This window comes from Staphylococcus capitis subsp. capitis (genome assembly GCF_040739495.1).
Classification (GTDB): Bacteria; Bacillota; Bacilli; order Staphylococcales; family Staphylococcaceae; genus Staphylococcus; species Staphylococcus capitis.
The window spans coordinates 2109032-2127196 of the sequence record NZ_CP145263.1 but is presented as its reverse complement, the minus strand read 5'-3'; the positions used below and the strand labels follow the sequence as shown (position 1 = coordinate 2127196).

Below are 18165 nucleotides of genomic sequence, written 5' to 3'. Positions count from 1 at the left end.
ATATTTTTATAAAACTATACTATCCTCATAAACTTAGTAGAAATATTAAATATTACTCAACTCTATAATCCTAATTACCTAAGAGAAAACTTGTGCTAAAAATCCCGATACAATCAGTATCGTTGCTCCTCCGAGTCGGTTCCCCATTTGTGCAAACGCAATAAGTTCCATTCTTTTCGCTGAAGATAACACGGCAACATTGCCTGTACCTCCCATGCTATTATTACACATCCCTGCTGTAACGATTGACTCAACTGGATATAATCCAAATAATTTTCCGAAAATACCTGCTGCTGTTGAAATAGTTATAATACTTGTTAAGCATAATATAATAAATTGCCAAGTTAGGGCCTGACCTAAAACGTTTAAATTAAGTAAAGCGATACCTATGCCCGTAAGTACTGCGGGAGTTAAATTTTTAACAATAACTTGATTAAACATAATTGCACTTTCTTCATAATATTTAGGTAAAATTTTTGTGATTTTAGCAATTACAACCAATATAATCATAAAGGCATAAGCATGTATTTTAGGTACGAAATAATTACATATAATGCCAATCATAAAGAATGAAAAAGAAATTAATAGTCCAACACCAATTTGAATAACATTAATTTGATGTTTTGTATCTTTATCTTCTAATTTTTCACCACTTTCATCACTTTCTTTAATCAATTGACCATGGCCATTGATTTTAGGAAAATTTTCTCCTAACTTCACTAATAGTGCAGCACCAATAATAGCCAACACATTACCCATTGCGGATGCTGGGATTAATTTTGAAATAATACTTCCTGCAGAAGCACCTAAGCTATGCGCATAAATCGTTGATAATGGTACTACGCCAGCACCAATACCGCCTGCCATAACTGGAAAGGCAATGTATAATATGGATTTCCCAAATCCATTACCTATAAGCGCACCAACAGTCCCTACCATAATAAAGCAGCTTAACATTGAAAGAATAGCTACAGGAATAAATCTCACAGATGCTTTTATTAACAATGAACGGTTCATTCCTAAAATACTACCGGTAATAAGTGCTGCAATATAAAAGTCTAAGAATCCCATATTACTAACAAAATCTTTAGTGGTATCAATTACATTTGCTGGTAAAATCCCAAAAGTAGCTAAGAATGCAGATACAAATATACAAAATACAGAGCCACCACCTAAGTAAGATTTAATAATGGGAATCTTATTTCCTAAATAGTGGAGAAAGTTACCTAAAATAACTAATACTGAAATAGCTCCTACAATCGTATGTGGAATTTTACCAATAACCATAGTAGCAATAAGAACTATAATCATTCCAATATAAATGGGTAAGTTTATTCCTTTAACGTCAATATTCCAAAGATAACTCCATAATTCACGTCTCTGTGAAAATTTTGAAGAATTACTTGATTTTAACATCTTTAAATATCTCCTGACTTTACTCTCAATTTTATTTATCTAATAAAGATTCATAGATAGGTTGCCATTTATAATGAGCTACTAAATCTTTTACATTATATGTTGAAATTGAGCCATTTAATTTTTGATCAATAACAGCTTGTGCAACGTCCTCTGCTATTTTTTGTGAGAAACTTTCAATTTTAGAAATAGGAGGTAAAATGGGTGCTCCCGGTTTATCAACATCTACTAGATTTCCTAGTGCGTGACTAGCTTGAGATAAAATATCTTTATTAACTCTTTGTGCTTTGGAAGCAATTAATCCTAGACCTAATCCAGGGTACATTAATGCATTATTTGCCTGCCCAATTTGATATTCCACACCATTATATTGAATATTTTCTACCGGAATACCCGTACCAATAAGCGCTTTACCATTAGTCCATCTTAACAAGTCTTCTGCTTTTGCTTCTGCTAACTTCGTAGGATTAGATAAAGGTAAAATAATCGGTCTTTCTGTATACGTACTCATCGTTTTGACTACTTGTTCATTGAATGCACCGGGTTGTGTAGAAGTACCTATCAAAATAGTTGGCTGCACTTCTGAAACAATTTCTTCTAATGACTTAAATGAAGTATTTTGTACATTTGTACTATCGTTAATAAATTCTTTTTGCTCATCAGACAAATTAGGAGTATAACAATTTAACAGACCTTGTTTATCTACGAAATAAAATAAATTTTTGGCTTCTTTGTCATTTAAACCTTGTTCTTTCATTTCATTTAATAAAATATTAGCAATCCCCATTCCAGCCGTACCAGCACCATAGATTAATATACGTTGATGGGTAAGGCTTTTTTTGGCAATATTTAAACCACCTAATATTCCTGCTAGGACAACAATGCCTGTACCTTGAACATCATCATTAAAAGTTGCCATTTCAGGCTCATATTTCTTTAATATTTTAGTGGCATTATCACGACCAAAATCTTCCCAGTGTAATAATGCATCTGGATATAGACGTTGAACTGCTTTAACAAATTTGTCTATAAATGCATCATATCTTTCTCCAGTGATTCGTCGATGACGATTACCTAAATAAAGATCGTCATTTAATAAATTCTCATTGTTAGTTCCAACATCTAATGATACTGGTAAAACTTTTTTAGGATCAATGCCAGCTGCAGCCGTATAAACCATTAATTTGCCTATTACGATATCGACACCATTAACCCCCCAATCCCCAATTCCTAAAATACCTTCAGCATCAGTTACAACAATTAATTGAATATCTCTATCTTCTGTAACATTTTTTAATTGCTTTTCGATATCATTAGGTTCATTAATAGATAAGAAAGCTGCATCTTGTGGTCTTGAAAAGATTTCATTATATTTCTCTATAGATTCAGCTACAACAGGGTCATAAATAATTGGCATAAATTCAACTAAATGGTCTGATAATAGTTTATAGAATAACGTTCTATTTCTAGAGAAAATTCCCATTAAAAATAAACGTTTTTCTAAATTAGTTTGTTTTCGTGTAAATTCGTCATATGTCTGTGCTTCTTGCTCCTCTATTGTTCTTACTTTAGTAGGTAACAAACCATTTAGATTAAATTTTTCTCTTTCTTCTTTAGTAAAAGCACTCCCTTTATTTAAAAATGGATTGTTCAGTAACTCTAAACCTTTCATGATTTATCCTCCTTTTTTATTGTAAATAAACAATAATGCTTTAAAATATATATAGTCAAAACTTCATTTTTCGATAAATTTTATTTATGACCGGAGGATAAATGTTGAAATTACAAGATTTAATGTACTTTAAAAAATTAGCAGATTTAAAGAGCTTTACGAAGACTTCGAGTTTTTCAACGTAAGCCAACCTACAATTTCATATGCCATCAAAAGAATTGAAGAAGAATTTAATATAGAAGTTATTGTTAGAGACCCTAAACACCACTCCATTGATATAACTGAAATGGGACAAGTGATTATTAATCATACTGAAATTATCGAAAATGAACTACGCGAAATGACTTTTGATATCAACAGATTAAAAACACAAAATATTAAGTGTGGTATTCCACCCATCATTGGTGATATATATTTCGATAAAATATCCATCAATTTATTTAAAAATAATTTAATGGATAGTGTATCTGTTATTAATAAGGGATCTAAAGACCTTATTAATGAACTTAAAACAGGTAATATAGATATTGGGTTAATCGGTTCACTTAAACCAATTAAAGAAGATAGATTAATAAGCAAGATCATTAAAATAGATAACTATAGAATCATTGTGAGTGAAAATCATCCCTTCTCTCAATTTAATAAAATATCATTTAAACAACTTAAAAATGCTCAATTCGTTTCACTAAATGATCATTTCACTCATTCACTTGCATTAAGACATCTATGTAAAAATTATCATTACTCTCCAAATGTGATATATAAAATGGGAGATTTGAACTTATATAAGAAAATGATATCTGAAGGTATAGGAATTGGTATCTTAACAGAATCTGCAATAAAAGATAGTGATGATATTGTATCCATACCTATATGCGATCAAAATCAACCTCACTTTTTAATTTCGAAAGTATATCGAAAAGTCTCTTTTAACTTAGAACTTTATAATAAGATTATTGGAGTATTTGAAGATTCTCTATCTGAAAAGTCATAATCTATTTATATTGATCATGATTGACTTATATATCACTTTTTACATCCATATTTTTATCTTATTTAGCTACTCAAATAAGTTTTTTAACACTTTCTTAAGCTTCCATTTACCTTTCTTTCATAATCTTTAAAACTTTTAACTGTTAAGTCACAGCATATTTGATACATAATTGAAATTTTATTACTCATATACAGTTCACTTAATTTCCAAATCATTAACTTTATTTATTTTTTTAAAACTGTTTTTTATAAATGTAAATTTAATAATAAACTTAAGTTAAAAGTGATTTTTGAAATTGACCGAATAACAGTTTAATAATTATTATTAAGTTGTTAAAAGTTATAACTTTTAAAATATCAATTAAGGGAGAAGTGTTTTATTTATGAAAAATTCAAAAAATTTCTCAGTACGTAAAATTGCGTTAGGAGCTAGTTCAACACTATTAGCAACACTTATCGCAGCAAATGGTATGGGATTAGCAAACGCAGCCGAAACACATCATCATAGTGAACATCAACAAACAATTTCACCAAATTCTCAAAATCTAGCAAAAGAAGCACAAAGCAAAATGGCGATAAACAATAACAATTATATGGACCAAAATTTTGACTTAAGAAAACGAATTATGGCTTTAGTTGGAGCAGCAGAAAATACTGACAGTAACTACTCAAATAATTATAGTTATATTGAAGATATTGGAGACCATAGAGGTTATACTGCAGGAATAATCGGCTTTACAACAGGAACAGATGACATGGTTCACTTAGTAAAACATTACAATAAGATTAATCCTAATAACGATTTGAAAAAATATGAAGGTGCATTAAAACAATTATCTAAAGAAGGATCTGAATCACATAAAGGTTTAGAGGGATTTGATAAAGCATGGAAAAATGCCTCTAAAAACGATAGAGATAATTTTGTTAAAGCACAAAATTATGTATTAAAGCATGATTATATGGACAAAGCCGTACAAGCAGCCAAAGATGATGGATTATCACAATTAGGCCAATACGTTTACTTTGATGCTATTGTTAAACATGGCCCTGGTGAATTTAAACAAGGTGGTTACAAAGGAAAAGACCCTGCTGATTGGAGCTTTGATGAATTACGTGAAAGGGCCATGGATAAAAGTGGTGGTAAATCACCTAAAAATGGTGTAAATGAAGAAGATTTCTTAAATGCTTTCCTTGATGGTAGATTCAAATCTATCCAAAAAGAAAATGAAAATAACGAAAGTAATGATAACGATGTATTTGACAGACTTAAAACGCAACAACGATTTATTAAAGATAAAAACTTTGATTTAAAACTTCCGTTAGATTTTAAAATGAATGGTGAAAATTTCCACTTAGATCAGGACGCAATTAACCATTATAATGACCAAGATTTAGATTTTGATAATGCATAAAATTTAAAAAGTAAAGGTGAGGCATATGAAAAAAATACTGTTTAGTTCAGTCTTAGCTGCAACAGCTTTAACTACATTAATATCACATTCAGCACATGCCGAAGATATGAGTCAGCTTCAAACGAAAGGTAAAGAAATCCAAAAAGATGGAAAAGATTTTAAAATTAAAGGTGTTAATGCAGGTAATGTATTTACAACTGAAAGTTGGATGGGAGGTTTAAGTGATAACAAAGGAGCAAGTGATTATAAAGACTTATTTAACAAAATTCAAGATGAAGGTCATAGTCCAAAGGAAACCCGAGATCTTTTGGATAAATTTGCACAAAATCGATGGAAAGATAAAGATTTTCAAAATGTAAAAGATATGGGGGGGAATACAATTCGTTTACCTTTAAATTATATTAATTTAACAAACTATAAAAAAGGTATGAATCCTAAAGATGTAAAAGTGCGTAACGATGCTTTTAAAGAAGTTGATAGATTTATTAATAAAGCAAATGATCACGGTCTATACGTCATAATTGATATGCATGGTGCACCGGGTTCTCAAAATAATCAAGAGCATTCAGGAGATACACATGCTAATGCTGAGAATGGTGACCTTTGGGAGGACCCAAATCTACAAGGAAAAGCCAAAGAAATTTGGTGGCATATTTCTGAAAAATATAAAAATAATCCAGGTGTAGCAGGATATGATATTTTAAATGAACCTAAAGGCAAAATACATGATGGAAATGTAAAAAAACAAATTGCTAAATTCTACAAGGAAACAATTGATACAATTAGAAAAAATGGAGATAACCACATTGCATTTTTAGAGGCAACATGGGATCCAATAAATATGCCTAATCCAAGTGAATATCCTAAAAAAGGCAAAAAATGGGATGAAAATAATGTTGTATATGAATATCATAACTATCCAACTGAAGACCAAGGTAGAAGCCATCAAGGTATTAGAGAAAGTTTTGATAATAAAGTAGATGGAATTAAAAAAGCTAACTATAATGTGCCTAATTACATGGGAGAATTTAATGGTACAAGTGTATCTGGAGATGAGAATGTAGAACCTAATGAAGAAGATTATAGACATATTTTTGATAAAATGAAAGATGCTGATATGTCATGGACATTATGGAATTATGATACTCAAGAAAGAGGTAATTGGTCTCCTATTCATTATAAAGGTTTAAATGTTGACGAGAAGTCTGACAAATTTGGAGAAAAAGAAAATACAAAATATAATGATATTGTATTTAATGCGCTTAAAGCAGCTAGTAAATAAATAAGAATTATTATAAAATATCAAAGGCTCTAGCCATAGCGGCTAGAGCTTTCTATATATATACTATCAACACTATGGAATAGTAATGGAGAGTAGAAGATGACCAAAAGACAGATGTGGACTTTTGTCCTTGTAATTATATTTTTATCTTGTTTAGTAATTTATTTTGTATATGCTTAAGTTCATACTAAAGGAGAAAAACAAGATAAAGGATACCAAAGTTATAAGGTCGAAAAAACAAAACCTTTGAAATTGACAAGGTGAGTTTATCCAGATCCTGTAAAAACTTATAAAGAAAACAAAAATGTAGGTGCATACATAAATCCTCAAGTTAAGAAAAAAGAAAATGTTAAAAAAGGAACACCTTTAATATATTATGATACAAATCATAATATTAGACCCCGCCTTGTAGATAAGATAAAGGAAAGCCAAAGAGAAGTTTATGAAGACTATAAAAATACAAACAAACCAATAACGAACGTTTTTGAAACAGATAGGTAGCTAAGTAATAATGAATCTTTGTTTTGTCATTTTTGGAGTTATATGGCATTAATTTTGTTCTTTAAATGGCACAAAGCAGGTAAACAGTTATATGATTGTCTACCTGCTTTGTTTTATAACGTTTCTCTAATTATTCTATAAATTGAAGTCCTACTTAATCCCGTCATTTGAGCAATTTCTTCACCTGTATATTTATCACTATCATATAGTTGTTTAATATTTTGCTTTTGGCTTTTTTCAATTTTTTGAGGCCGTCCTCCTTTTCGACCTTTTTCTCGAGCAGCATTTAAACCATTTGATGTTCTCTCTTGTACTAGAACTTTTTCGGATTCTAGTAGCATTTTGAATATTCTAATAAAGTATTGCCCATATTCATTTTGAGTATTTATATCCAAGTTAAGTACTTCTAAATGGAAGTTTTTCGATATTATTTCGTGGTCTAGGAAGTTTATAAACTGTTTAGGCGTTAAGCCTAAAGCTTTTAAATCAGTTATAACTAAAATGTCATTCTCTTTTAATTCTTCTAAGCAATTTTTAAGTTCTATTTGTTCTTTACTATAAACATTTACTTTTTCAGAAAAAACTAAATCACATCCATTGATTAATAAATGAGTTATCTCGTTATCTAAATTTTGATCAGTATAAGGTACACGTGCATATCCTATTTTTCTCATATACTACAGCCCTTTCAAATTACTCATTTTCTCCTATTAGTAAACCATCTCGCGCAGTTTCTATCACTTCAACATTTATTTTATTCAATTCGTTAATTTCCATAATTCGTATAATTTGAGAAAATAACCTTTGTACTAATCTGAAATTACCATTGGTAATTTTTATTACTGTATTAATGGATTCATAATCTTCAAAATCCTCATAACTTAAAGGTAATGAAAGTTCATTCCATCTATATTCTAAAACGTGTTTTAATTCATCGTTACTTAATTTTTCAAATTGATGACTGAAACCAATGCGAGAATATAATTGAGGATACCTTGATAATCGTTTCTCTATGCCCGGCATACCGATTAATACAACACCAATATCAAGTTGATCATAAATATCTCTAATAATTTCCAATGTTTTATAATTTAACCTATCAACTTCATCAATGATAATTAAATCAATTTCATAATTCCTTGGTTGCAATCTTACAAGTTCTTCTAATCCATTAAACTCCTCTTGCTTTTTCAATGATCGATACCCAATTTTTCCTAATGTTAATTCACTAGCTAGGTTCAATAGTTCTTTATAAATTCTTGAAGATCTAACTGGAGGTGCTGTATAAAAAATCGTTTTACAATTTAAAAATTGATCATCGTGTACATTACTTCCTTTATCATCAGCTTTTTGAAATTCAGTAATGATTGGGTTTACATAGTCCCAATTTGCATAATATTGTGCAGAAAATGTTTTACCTACACCAGGATTTCCGTAACAAACTCCCATGTATTTATATTTAGCGCAATTATCACAAAATTCTTCAAATCGACGATATTGTTTCGTTTCAACAAAAATTTTATTAGTCATTTTTATACCTCTTTAGTTTTGACTTTTTAACTTGTTTAGCGTTATTACTTAATTCTTCATTTGATGTTTTAGTGTGATTGAGATTTTGAACGAGGTGACGTGTCCGAGTAATACTTTTTCCTAATTCTCTTTTCTTATTTGCTCTTAGTCTTTCGATTTCTTTTATACTTATACTTTGGTTTTCTAAGTCACTGCAATACGCAATACTTAAAAATTGATTATTTAAATAAACTCGAATTTCTGAAATATCTTGAGGATCATATCTTATAAAAACTTCTTCTGTTATATAAGCAATGAGATTAGTGGAGAAATATCTTAACCCTTTAAAATAAATACCATCTTTGTGTATTTTTCTAGGTTTAGTTGTAGTTAATAGTAGTAAATCTAATAATTCTCTCGATTCAGGTAATTGGGGGAGAAAGTCTGGTTGATTCCATTTTTGTATTGGTTTTTCTTTTGTTGTTCCATGTTGACGATAATGATACTCATTTAATATAAAGTGTTCAAACTTATGATTAAGGTCTTCCAAAGTAAGATGTTTTCTTGATTTTTTATTTTTGGTATAACCAGGGAGTAATTCAAGAAACATTAAATTAACTGTTTGAAAAAAACGTTCTATTTTTCCTCTGCCTTTTGGTATACCTATTTTGGAATATATCAGTTCTATTTTGAGATTAGCTGACACTTGTTGCATATGTTCTGAGGTATAGTCTTTGCCGTGGTCAGTATAGAATTTTTCTGGTATCCCACAAATTGGCCAATTTGAATTTCCCTTTTTCCATATTGCTTGCCTTAGAACAAGTGCTGTTCTCTCGGTATCTGGTGTTCCAAACTCTATTCTAAAACCTGCAATTGCTCTGCTATAATCATCTAAAACGATTGTTAGCCATGGTCTTTCAATTTCATTCTTTTCATTTAATACTTCTATGTCTAACATGGTATGGTCAGCTTGCCAAATTTCATTAGGGCGTTCGCACTCACGTGTGTAAATACCATCGTATTTTTCAGCATAATTTTTTGAATTCATATTTGAATAAGCTTTTAAATTTTCAGGTATTCGCTTAATAATATTATAAACTTGATAATAGCTAGGTTCAGAGAGCGTATTATTGTTACACCACTGTTTTGTTTTACGGTGTATAGAAGCTATAGAAATTCCTCTGTTACTAAAATACTCATTCTGAACAAATTTGATAGTACCTTCATCTATCTTTATACGATTTTTGTCTTTTCTCGTTTTATCTATAAGACCTGCTAATCCATCATTTTGGTATCTACTAATCCAATTATAAAGTGTGCGATTCGGTACTTTTGCTGATTCACTAACTGCTCTTACTGATTTTAATTTTTTAAAATAAGGTTCAAGTATATGATACCTTTCCATAGCTTTTTGACGTTCTTCTTCGGTAAAGTCAGCTAAATTTTAATCATTTCAGCACCTCCATTAAAAAAAGAAAGCATACTTTTATGCTCCTTAATTTAATTGTTAATGATACGGGATTAACAACAACCTTTATTATTCTGTTGATCTTTATTTGTCTTTTCTTCTTTGTTTTCTTGATTTTCTTCAATTTCTACCGAACAACATGACTGTTCTTGAGGTTTTAATTTTTTTAATGCGTCTTTAATACCCATTTACCTCACCTCCTTTAAATAATGATGTTCACAATTAAACCAGTAGCAATAGCTACAACTAAAATTGCGATAACAAATGATACTACAAATTTTTTCTTGAATAACTTAGATAGTAATACAACTTCTGGGATACTTGCGCCAGCGCCACCAATGATCAACGCCACAACTGTTCCTAGTGACATACCTTTTGATACTAATGCTTCAGCTATAGGTAACATTGTTTCGGGTCTAATATACATAGGAATACCGATAACAGAAGCAATCAAGACCGACATGAAACCATCGCCACTTGCATACTTAGTTATAAATGCTTCCGGTATGAATCCATATATAAATGCGCCAATAAACACACCAATAAATAGATAAGGTAACATTGGGTATAAAAATGCCCACGCATCGTTTAATGCTTGTTTAAAACGAGACCTTGTTTTATTAGCAAAAAATCCGTCTCCTTTAACATTAACTCCTTTATAAGTGTTAGCTAAATTCATTTTTGAAAATACTAAACCTGTTAAAATACTAAAAATTGCTAGTACTACAAAATAAACAATAGCAACCTTCCATCCTAATAAAACCCATAACATAAATACCATTAATGGGTTCATTAATGGTGAAGCAATTAAAAAACTCATCGCTGGACCAAAAGGAACTTTGGAATTTAATAGACCTGCAAGTATTGGAATAGTTGAACAAGAACAAAATGGTGTAATAGCACCAAATATCATACCTAATATATAATTAATAGACTTATTAGGTTTACTTAAAAGTTTTTTAATTTTTTCTTCTGAAACTACTTGTTGAATCAGACTTACAATAAAACTCACTACTATAAATAGTAGTAATAATTCAAAAAACAACATCGAAAATGTTTTTATGAATTCCATAATTGAATCTAACATCAGTATAACGCCTCCGAATTTGTTTAATCAACTTTTTTTGATATATTAATCAAAAAAAGTTGATTAATTCTATAGTAAAAAGAAGATACTTAAAGTATCTTGCAACAAGTATCTTCATTTAAAACCACCTGTATTTGTTGCTCATTAATTTTATAATAATTCCATGTGCCATGCTTTTCGGCAATAAGAATATTTGCATCTACTAATTTTTTCAAATGATAGGAAAGTTTAGATTGTTTTAGCTCTAATAATTCTTCTAAATCACAAACGCATAAAGATTTTGAATCGCTTTGACGTATTGAATGTAGAATTTTAAGTCTAATTTTATCAGCGAGCGCATTAAAAATCTGTTCATAGAAGTCTAATTGTTCTTCCTCAGTTCTATTAGGACTAGATTTAATAATTTCCATTTAATAATCACCTCTTATATACTTCTATTTTTGTTTAAGTTCTTGTATTGCTTGATTAAAATGAGTTTCTGTTATTTTACCATACATGTCAGGTTCTCCTTTAAAGAACTCATTTTTCATATATGATATAGCTTCTTTTAAAGAAACTTCTCTTGATATCATAATTAGATTTAAGTAACTAACAAAATAATCAACAGATAATGTACCTGCATGATTTATTCTCATAAAATCGAACTCCTTTATAAAATACTAAAATGATACATCAACTTTTTTTGATGTATTGAATATAAATTATTATTGCAACTTTTGCAAGTTACTAAATTCTGTTATTTAGGGTGTACCCTAATCGAACAATAAAAATCCTTTGTAAAATGCTGTTTCTATTTGTATGATTAGGGTGTATGAGAAAGGGTGTTAAAAATGATAGTTGGATATGCAAGAGTTTCGACCATTGATCAAAATTTAGATAGGCAAATTGAAAATTTGTATTCTTTTGGTGCTGAGAAAATTTTTACAGAAAAACAATCAGGTAAATCTATAGAAAACAGACCTATTTTTCAAGAAGTATTAAATTTTTTAAGAATGGGAGATCGTTTGATTATCGAATCTATTGATAGACTAGGAAGAAATTATGATGAAATAATTCAAACAGTTAATTATTTAAAAGATAAAGAAGTTCAATTAATGATAACGAGTTTACCTATGATGAATGAAGTGATTGGAAATCCACTGTTTGATAAGTTTATGAAAGATTTAATCATTCAAATTTTAGCAATGATTTCAGAACAAGAAAAAAATGAAAGTAAACGTAGACAAGCTCAAGGTATTAAAGTAGCCAAAGAAAAAGGGATATATAAAGGCAGACCTGTACTTTACTCACCAAATGCCAAAGACCCACAAAAACGTTTAGTTTATTACCGAGTTATTGAATTACTTGAACAAGGTAAATCTATCAGTACTATCGCTAAAGAAGTAGGTATTACACGCCAAACTATATATAGAATTAAAAATAGCAAATAAATTATATAGACATATATCTATATAGATGTTAATCTATGTATGTAAAATAAATATATGAGGTGAGTATAATGTTAAATATTGAAATATACGAAGAGGCCATGTGTTGTTCTACTGGAGTATGTGGTCCAGAACCAGATGAAACACTTATAAAGGTGAATCAAATAAATGAATATTTAAAACAAAATCAAATAGAAGTTCGACGTTATAATATGAGTAATAATCCAAATGAATTTATTAAAAATAAAGAAGCTATTCGTTTGATTCAAGAAAAAGGTAATGAAGTTTTACCAATCACTTTTATAGAAGGAAATATAGCTAAAACGGGCGCTTATATTACCCAAGAAGAAGCCGATGAAATTATTACGGTTAATCAAATGAGAAATGGAGGATGCTGTGATGGAGATGGATGCTGTTAAATACTTAAATAAATTGAATTTAGATAACATTGAGTTAACAAAATATTTGTTTTTTACTGGTAAAGGTGGCGTAGGCAAAACGACGATATCAAGTTTTATTGCTTTAAACTTAGCAGATAATGGAAAGAAAGTAGCTTTAGTAAGTACTGATCCAGCTAGTAATTTACAAGATGTATTTCAAATGGAATTATCTAATAAATTAACTAAATATCAACCTATGCCTAATCTCTCTATAGCCAATTTTGACCCGATTGTTGCTGCAGACGATTATAAAGCACAATCTATAGAACCTTATGAGGGTATTCTACCAGAAGATGTGCTTTCTGAGATGAAAGAACAGTTAAGTGGTTCGTGTACAGTTGAAGTAGCAGCATTTAATGAATTTACAAATTTTTTATCCGATAAAACTTTAGAACAAGAATTTGATTTCATTATATTTGATACAGCTCCAACAGGTCACACCTTGAGAATGCTTGAATTACCTTCTGCATGGACAAATTATTTAAATACAACGAGTAATGACGCTTCTTGCCTAGGGCAATTATCAGGATTGGATGAAAATAGAGATAAGTATAACTTAGCATTGGAAAAATTACGTAATCCTAAAGATACGACAATGATGTTAATTGCTAGACCTAGCCACTCTTCTATATATGAAATTCAAAGAGCGCAACGAGAATTACAACAACTGTCAATTTCTAAATTCAAAGTAATCATTAACAATTATATAGAAGAAAGTCACGGTTTAATTTCGAGTCAGATGAAATTAGAACAAGATAAAAACATTAATCATTTTACTGAATGGTTAAATAACAATCATGCTTATTATGTTCCATATAAAAAGCAGAAAGAAGAAGGTATAGAAAGTTTAACTAACCTATTAAATGATAATAACTTAATTGAAAATGATGACTTTATTGTTGAAGATCATCCGCAATTCAATAAATTAATAGATGAAATTGAAAATAGTAAAGTTCAATATTTATTTACAATGGGAAAAGGTGGCGTTGGTAAAACGACAGTAGCAACGCAATTAGCTACAGCATTATCTAATAAAGAATATCGTGTTCTTTTAGCAACTACTGATCCTACTAAAGAAATTAATGTTGAAACCACAAGTAATTTAAATACTACTTATATTGATGAAGAACAAGCATTAGAAAAGTATAAAAAAGAAGTACTAGCCACAGTGAGTGATGACACACCACAAGACGATATTAATTATATTATGGAAGATTTAAAATCACCTTGTACAGAAGAAATAGCATTTTTCAAAGCCTTTAGTGACATTATGGAGAATCAAGAAGACATGGATTACGTAATTGTAGATACAGCTCCTACAGGCCATACCTTGCTGTTACTTGATTCTAGTGAAAATCATCATAAAGAATTAAAGAAAAAATCAACTCAAACTACCAGTAATGTTGAAACATTATTACCTAAAATTCAAAATAAAAATTTAACACAGATGATAATCGTAACACTAGCAGAAAAAACACCTTATTTAGAATCTAAACGTTTAGTAGAAGATTTAAATAGAGCTAATATAGGCCATAATTGGTGGGTGGTTAATCAATCGTTGGTTACGCTAAATCAAAGTGATGACCTTTTTAGTAACAAAAAAGAAGATGAATCAATTTGGATAAACAAGATTAAAAATGAAAGTCTTGATAATTATTTTGTCATACCTTATGGGGGGTTATCATAATTAAAAAAATTGTAATCATTGGTTCAGTTGCTGCCGGTACGAGTGTCGCGGCTAAAGCAAGAAGAAATAGTGAAAATGTTGAAATTACCGTTTTTGATAAAGATAGTGATATTTCGTATTCCGTATGTGGTATTCCCTACTATATAGGCGGCAATGTATCTGATATTGATGAACTCACGCCACGAAATGCTAAATGGTTTAAAGAGCGCTTTAATATAGATATTTATACAGAATATGAAGTAAATAAGATAAATGATACTGATCAAACAATAACAGTTACCAATTTAGTAAATGATAAAACGATGATTCAAGAATATGATGAATTAGTATTAGCAACAGGTTCATCGCCTAAAGAACTTCCTCAACTAAATAGCGAAGAATATAAAAATGTGTTTAAAGTTAAGAACATTAATGATGCGAAAGCAATTTATAATTATATTGAAGGCAATGATGTTCAGAATATAACAATCATTGGTGGTGGATTTATTGGTTTAGAGATGTTAGAGCAATTATCTAATTACAACACTTCAATTGTTCAACGCAGTACTTTTATGCCTCATTTAGACCACGATATGAGTTTTATGATTCAAGAATATATTGAAGATAAAGCTAACGTATATACCTATAATGAAATAGATATTATTGATTATGATGAGAATCATACGATAAATAGAGTGAGCTTAAAAACTGGCGAATTAATTGATACAGATTTAATCATTATTGGGATTGGTGTGACACCAAATACTAAATTAGCTAAAGAAATTGGTATTAATATTGGAGAATCTGGAGCAATACAAACCAATAAGTATTTGGAAACAAATATTCCTCATATATATGCAATTGGTGACGTAGCAGAAAGTTATAATTTAATTACCGGGAACCCTATATATAGACCGCTAGGTTCTACAGCAAATAAAATGGGACGTATTTTAGGAGATCGATTAACTGGTGGAAATCTAGAGCATAAAGGGATTTTAGGAACAGGCATTGTTCGTATATTTGATATGACAATTGCCCAAACTGGCTTAACTGAAAAAGAAACTATTGATTTAGATATTGATATTGACGTATTACACAATGTGAAACCGAACCGTCCAAAATATAGGCAAGGTCAAGAAATGGTAATTAAAGCTATATTTGATAAAAACAATTCTAAATTACTGGGCGCCCAAATTATTGGGTATGAAGGTGTAGATAAGAGAATAGATGTACTAGCTACTGCTATAACGTTTGGTGCCAATGCAGAAGATTTATTTCATTTAGATTTAGCATATGCGCCTCCTTTTTCTACAACTAAAGATCCTGTTATTTATACAGGGATGATTGGACACAATATTACTCGAGGACGCAAAATTATAACGCCTGAAGAAGTCATAAAACAAAATAATGATTTATTGATTTTAGATGTACGTTCTCCAAAGCAATTTGAAGTTAATCATGTTGATGGAGCGATTAACGTCCCATTGAAAATGTTGAGAAGTTATGCAAAAACATTAGATAAAAATCAAAAGATAGTGACTTATTGTAATAAAGGTACTACTGGGAATGCTGCACAAAACGTACTTATTAATTTAGGTTTTAAACAAGTGTTTAATTTGTCAGGTGGTAATAAAAATTATCAACGTTATAAAAGGTTCCAAGTAGAAAGGAAGAAGAAAAATTGAATTATAAAGAAATTTCACAATACTTAAAAGTGATTGCTGATAGTAGCCGTCTTGAAATATTAGACTTGTTATCTTGTGGTGAATTATGCGCTTGTGACTTATTAGAGCATTTTTCTTTTTCTCAACCCACATTAAGTCATCATATGAAAGTATTAAAAGACAATAATTTAATTACATCCAGAAAAGATGGTAATAAAAATTTATACAAATTGAATCATGACGTATTGGATGACGTTACATCACGACTGACTCTATTGAGTTCTAGTACTGTCCCATGTATATGTGAAACAGTAGAGAAAGGTGAGTGTTAATGATGACGATATTAGCAATCACAATATTTATATTAACGTTAATTTTTGTTATATGGCAACCTAAAGGTCTAGATATTGGTATTACTGCATTAATTGGTGCTTTAGTTGCTATAATCACTGGCGTTGTAAGCTTTTCAGACGTACTAGAAGTTACTGGAATTGTTTGGAATGCGACTTTAACTTTTGTTGCAGTTATTCTTATTTCACTCATATTAGATGAAATTGGGTTCTTTGAATGGTCTGCTATACATATGGTAAGAGCATCAAAGGGTAATGGCTTGAAAATGTTTATCTTTATCATGCTCTTAGGTTCAGTTGTAGCAGCCTTCTTCGCAAATGATGGTGCGGCTTTAATACTGACGCCTATTGTTTTAGCAATGGTACGTAGTTTAGGATTTGATAAAAAAGCGGTATTCCCATTTATTATTGCTAGTGGTTTTATTGCAGATACTACATCTCTTCCATTAATTGTTAGTAATTTAGTTAATATTGTTTCTGCTGATTACTTTGATATTGGATTTGTTGAGTACTTCAGTAAAATGATTATACCTAATATATTCTCTTTAATCGCAAGTATTCTTGTCTTATGGCTTTATTTTAGAAAGTCTATCCCAAGAAAATTTGATGCAGTAAATATTAGAGAACCAAAAGAAGCGATTAAGGACAAAAAGCTTTTTAATATCTCGTGGATTGTACTCACTGTATTGCTAGTTGGTTATTTAATAAGTGAGTTTATAAATATTCCAGTATCAATTATTGCTGGTATCATTGCTTTAATATTTGTATTATTAGCGCGTAAATCTAAGGCTGTTCATACGAAACAAGTAATTAAAGGTGCACCATGGAATATTGTTTTATTCTCTATTGGTATGTATCTTGTGGTATTTGGTCTAAAAAATGTGGGGATTACAACGCTTCTTGGGGATGTACTAACAAATATTTCAAGTTACGGCTTATTTAGTAGTATCATGGGCATGGGCTTTATATCCGCATTCCTTTCATCTATTATGAACAACATGCCAACTGTTTTAATAGATGCAATAGCGATTGGTCAATCTCAAACAACAAGCATACTCAAGGAAGGCATGATTTATGCAAATGTTATCGGATCTGATTTAGGACCTAAAATCACACCAATTGGTTCGTTAGCAACACTTCTCTGGTTACATGTGCTTACTCAAAAAGATGTTAAAATTTCTTGGGGAACATACTTTAAAATCGGTATTATTATAACGATTCCGGTATTATTTATCACACTGTTAGGGTTATATCTAACACTTATTATATTTTAAAAAA

Annotated in this window: 18 protein-coding genes; 9 read left to right on the top strand and 9 right to left on the bottom strand. The window is 30.0% G+C overall.

The window, feature by feature from the left end:
- Positions 1-78: 78 nt before the first annotated feature.
- Both V6C74_RS10590 and V6C74_RS10585 read right to left on the bottom strand, forming a co-directional pair.
- Positions 79-1416, bottom strand: a complete 1338-nt coding sequence (locus V6C74_RS10590) for a 2-hydroxycarboxylate transporter family protein (protein WP_016898853.1) — start codon at positions 1414-1416, stop codon at positions 79-81.
- Between the two features lie 31 nt (positions 1417-1447).
- Entirely contained in the window at positions 1448-3088 is a 1641-nt protein-coding gene (locus V6C74_RS10585; protein ID WP_064262910.1) for a malolactic enzyme, read from the bottom strand.
- 286 nt (positions 3089-3374) lie between these two features.
- Between V6C74_RS10585 and V6C74_RS10580 the strand changes: the two genes are divergently transcribed.
- The 3 genes from V6C74_RS10580 (at position 3375) to V6C74_RS10570 (ending at position 6775) form a co-directional block, all read left to right on the top strand.
- Positions 3375-4082 carry a LysR substrate-binding domain-containing protein gene (locus V6C74_RS10580; RefSeq protein ID WP_016898851.1) on the top strand — a complete coding sequence of 236 codons (708 nt, stop codon included), beginning with the start codon at positions 3375-3377 and terminating at the stop codon, positions 4080-4082.
- Between the two features lie 382 nt (positions 4083-4464).
- Positions 4465-5493, top strand: coding sequence for a chitosanase (locus V6C74_RS10575; RefSeq protein WP_016898850.1), 1029 nt, complete (start codon positions 4465-4467; stop codon positions 5491-5493).
- A gap of 25 nt (positions 5494-5518) precedes the next feature.
- Entirely contained in the window at positions 5519-6775 is a 1257-nt protein-coding gene (locus V6C74_RS10570) for a cellulase family glycosylhydrolase (RefSeq protein ID WP_016898849.1), read from the top strand.
- Between the two features lie 614 nt (positions 6776-7389).
- On the opposite strand, the gene V6C74_RS10565 is transcribed toward V6C74_RS10570, so the two are convergent.
- The 7 genes from V6C74_RS10565 to V6C74_RS10535 all read right to left on the bottom strand — a co-directional run bounded on the left by V6C74_RS10565 (position 7390) and on the right by V6C74_RS10535 (position 11975).
- Entirely contained in the window at positions 7390-7950 is a 561-nt protein-coding gene (locus tag V6C74_RS10565) for a recombinase family protein (protein ID WP_002452578.1), read from the bottom strand.
- Between the two features lie 19 nt (positions 7951-7969).
- On the bottom strand, positions 7970-8806 hold the full coding sequence (locus V6C74_RS10560; RefSeq protein ID WP_016898848.1) for an AAA family ATPase: 837 nt from the start codon (positions 8804-8806) through the stop codon (positions 7970-7972).
- Positions 8799-10190 (bottom strand): Mu transposase C-terminal domain-containing protein, encoded by a 1392-nt coding sequence (locus tag V6C74_RS10555; RefSeq protein WP_064262911.1) that lies wholly within the window; start codon positions 10188-10190, stop codon positions 8799-8801. The genes V6C74_RS10560 and V6C74_RS10555 overlap by 8 nt, the downstream gene beginning before the upstream one ends.
- Positions 10191-10306: 116 nt before the next feature.
- On the bottom strand, positions 10307-10441 hold the full coding sequence (locus V6C74_RS10550; RefSeq protein ID WP_016898846.1) for a hypothetical protein: 135 nt from the start codon (positions 10439-10441) through the stop codon (positions 10307-10309).
- A 14-nt stretch (positions 10442-10455) separates the two neighbouring features.
- A complete protein-coding gene (locus V6C74_RS10545; protein ID WP_002452582.1) occupies positions 10456-11340 on the bottom strand; it encodes a permease in 885 nt (294 codons plus the stop codon).
- 89 nt (positions 11341-11429) lie between these two features.
- Complete coding sequence (locus V6C74_RS10540) at positions 11430-11750, bottom strand: helix-turn-helix transcriptional regulator (protein ID WP_016898845.1); 321 nt, start codon at positions 11748-11750, stop codon at positions 11430-11432.
- 24 nt (positions 11751-11774) lie between these two features.
- The gene (locus tag V6C74_RS10535; protein ID WP_002452584.1) at positions 11775-11975 is read right to left on the bottom strand and encodes a hypothetical protein; all 201 of its coding nucleotides are present in this window, start codon (positions 11973-11975) and stop codon (positions 11775-11777) included.
- Between the two features lie 195 nt (positions 11976-12170).
- Between V6C74_RS10535 and V6C74_RS10530 the strand changes: the two genes are divergently transcribed.
- The 6 genes from V6C74_RS10530 (at position 12171) to arsB (ending at position 18161) form a co-directional block, all read left to right on the top strand.
- Positions 12171-12770, top strand: coding sequence for a recombinase family protein (locus tag V6C74_RS10530; RefSeq protein ID WP_016898844.1), 600 nt, complete (start codon positions 12171-12173; stop codon positions 12768-12770).
- A 68-nt stretch (positions 12771-12838) separates the two neighbouring features.
- Positions 12839-13186 carry an arsenite efflux transporter metallochaperone ArsD gene (arsD, locus tag V6C74_RS10525; protein ID WP_016898843.1) on the top strand — a complete coding sequence of 116 codons (348 nt, stop codon included), beginning with the start codon at positions 12839-12841 and terminating at the stop codon, positions 13184-13186.
- On the top strand, positions 13167-14894 hold the full coding sequence (gene arsA, locus V6C74_RS10520) for an arsenical pump-driving ATPase (RefSeq protein WP_016898842.1): 1728 nt from the start codon (positions 13167-13169) through the stop codon (positions 14892-14894). The genes arsD and arsA overlap by 20 nt, the downstream gene beginning before the upstream one ends.
- Positions 14894-16558: an FAD-dependent oxidoreductase gene (locus V6C74_RS10515; protein ID WP_029625778.1), complete on the top strand. Its 1665-nt coding sequence runs from the start codon at positions 14894-14896 to the stop codon at positions 16556-16558. The genes arsA and V6C74_RS10515 overlap by 1 nt, the downstream gene beginning before the upstream one ends.
- Positions 16555-16869 (top strand): metalloregulator ArsR/SmtB family transcription factor, encoded by a 315-nt coding sequence (locus tag V6C74_RS10510; RefSeq protein ID WP_002452589.1) that lies wholly within the window; start codon positions 16555-16557, stop codon positions 16867-16869. The genes V6C74_RS10515 and V6C74_RS10510 overlap by 4 nt, the downstream gene beginning before the upstream one ends.
- Positions 16869-18161 (top strand): arsenite efflux transporter membrane subunit ArsB, encoded by a 1293-nt coding sequence (gene arsB, locus V6C74_RS10505; RefSeq protein ID WP_016898840.1) that lies wholly within the window; start codon positions 16869-16871, stop codon positions 18159-18161. The genes V6C74_RS10510 and arsB overlap by 1 nt, the downstream gene beginning before the upstream one ends.
- Positions 18162-18165 lie beyond the last annotated feature (4 nt).